Origin of the sequence: Aeromonas aquatica (assembly GCF_000764655.1) — a bacterium.
GTDB classification, from domain to species: domain Bacteria; phylum Pseudomonadota; class Gammaproteobacteria; order Enterobacterales; family Aeromonadaceae; genus Aeromonas; species Aeromonas aquatica.
The window spans coordinates 1-1,865 of sequence record NZ_JRGL01000158.1 but is presented as its reverse complement, the minus strand read 5'-3'; the positions used below and the strand labels follow the sequence as shown (position 1 = coordinate 1,865).

Below are 1,865 nucleotides of genomic sequence, written 5' to 3'. Positions count from 1 at the left end.
ACGTAATTGGGACATAGCCTTTCGTAACCCTGGCTTGATGCGCATCCCTCTGGAGGATGTGATTGTTGGTGGCAATACCGACTGTCGTAACCGGCTGCTCCATCAGATGTTTTTACTGGTAGGTCTGGGGGGAACGGGCCGGCTCTGGCATGCCGAAGATTTTCAGCGGGTGGCGATCAGCCAACTGGCGACCGCCCAAGCTATGGGAGAAAGACTCTTTGCAACAAACCTTGCTGGAGCTTTCCTTGGCAAGCCTGATCCCCGATGAAACCCGAGTCCAGTTGCTCGGCATGTTTGGCGAAGAGTTCAATCGGCTCGATGATTTCGAGCAACTGATTGTGACGACCGCCGCCATCGAGGGGTGGGTCAATCATGAGCGGGCCTGCCAGTTAACGACACAGCACTCTCGTGAAGTGACCCAGCCCTGCCGCGCCTTGAGCACAGAGGCTTTTTGATGGCCAGCGGTGAGTTCAAACAAAAGATCTATACCCTGCCCGGCGTCTCGCTCCCTACGCCAGATGAAGTGTTCTCATTTACTTCTTCCTCAGAAATGGGCAATAGCAGCTCCACATATAACGATCGGAGCTCCACACATAGTGATGAGGGAGCGACAGATAACGCAACCAGAGATCTGCACGGACGATTAATCTCGGGGCATTTTGATGCCCCCTATATCGATGATGTGGCTCACCTGACTGAGACCATGAGACAGCAGCTCTTCCAGTTGGCTTGCGAACTTGGCCGGAAGAAGCGCTTGGATCGCAACGCCATGGAGGCTGCGCTGATCCGGGTTTGCCAGGGGCATTTCGTCTATTTATCTTGGTACTCGCCAATATCATCGAGAGAGATGCGCAATCCATCCGACAGCAGTATCTGAAGGCGCTGGTGAAGGCGGGCAAACTCAGGCTGGCTTTCCCGCAATATAAAACGCACTCGAGGCAGGGCTATATCGCTGCCCCGAGCATTCGACGCCATCACCACAAGGTTCATTATGAAAACAGTGACCACCGAACAACAGGCCAAACCCCGCACCTGCCGTCTGCGCAAGAAGCTGAGAGTCGGAGAGTTTCAGGAGCTTGGCTTTGCCATCAGCTTCCGCTTCGATAGCCAGCGCCACACCCTGGATCAGGCCCTCGATCACTGGATCGAGTTTGTCGAGTCCCAGGGCTGGGGCTTTGGCGGCGGTGGCGGGGAAGGGTCAGATATCCTGTCCGGTTATCTGGCCAGCTTCGAACGGGGTACCCTCGGCGAGGTCGACCGGGATCGCGCCCGCCAGTGGCTCGATAGCCAGCCCGGTTTTGCCTGTATCCAATGCGCCGAGCTGAGCGATGCCTGGCACGACCTCTGGGAGAGGTGAGTTGGTGGCAATGGGGCATCCCGGCATGAGAGCAATAGCCACAAAAGACCAAGGAGTACGCCTAGTTTTGGCGCGTCGGGTCTCGATCTCGGGAATCATCTGAGCGCGTATGTGATCACCCGTAACGAGACAAGCAAATTTTTTGACGGGCATTGAGCGACAGATTTACACGCCTGCGGCTTTCCCACTCAAATCACCATGATCATTACCAACCCTAGGCAGGACGTGGCTTTTCTCGTCGCGAGCCTTCTAGGGATAGGTGATCAGGCAAGACTGATCTGATCAGATAAAGCGATCGGAGCAGGGAACGCTGATCTGATCCGATGCACCCGATCACCTCTCAGATTTTCTCCAGATACCAGCCCCATGGTTCGTTTTGAGCACCTGCTTGGCATGAGACGAACTGCCAGCCAAGGTGGTACAGGTCATTATTAAAACGCCAAAACACCATTCTGTGGTTTGAGCTGGTTACTCCCAAGCAATCGGTTAATGTAGTGGTCAACTAAAT

The 1,865-nt window shown here is 54.8% G+C and carries 4 protein-coding genes; all 4 read left to right on the top strand.

What is annotated here, in order from left to right; genetic code table 11:
* On the top strand, nucleotides 1–268 hold a 268-nt coding region (locus LG30_RS22815), incomplete at its 5' end, for a hypothetical protein (protein WP_238566462.1).
* Nucleotides 246–455 carry a hypothetical protein gene (locus LG30_RS22600; protein WP_238566461.1) on the top strand — a complete coding sequence of 70 codons (210 nt, stop codon included), beginning with the start codon at nucleotides 246–248 and terminating at the stop codon, nucleotides 453–455. The genes LG30_RS22815 and LG30_RS22600, both read left to right, overlap by 23 nt.
* Nucleotides 455–877 (top strand): hypothetical protein, encoded by a 423-nt coding sequence (locus tag LG30_RS22275; RefSeq protein ID WP_152599389.1) that lies wholly within the window; start codon nucleotides 455–457, stop codon nucleotides 875–877. Before LG30_RS22600 ends, LG30_RS22275 begins: the two co-directional genes overlap by 1 nt.
* A gap of 114 nt (nucleotides 878–991) precedes the next feature.
* Nucleotides 992–1,357 (top strand): 50S ribosome-binding protein YggL, encoded by a 366-nt coding sequence (locus LG30_RS0119615; protein WP_033132381.1) that lies wholly within the window; start codon nucleotides 992–994, stop codon nucleotides 1,355–1,357.
* The last annotated feature ends 508 nt before the right edge of the window (nucleotides 1,358–1,865 follow it).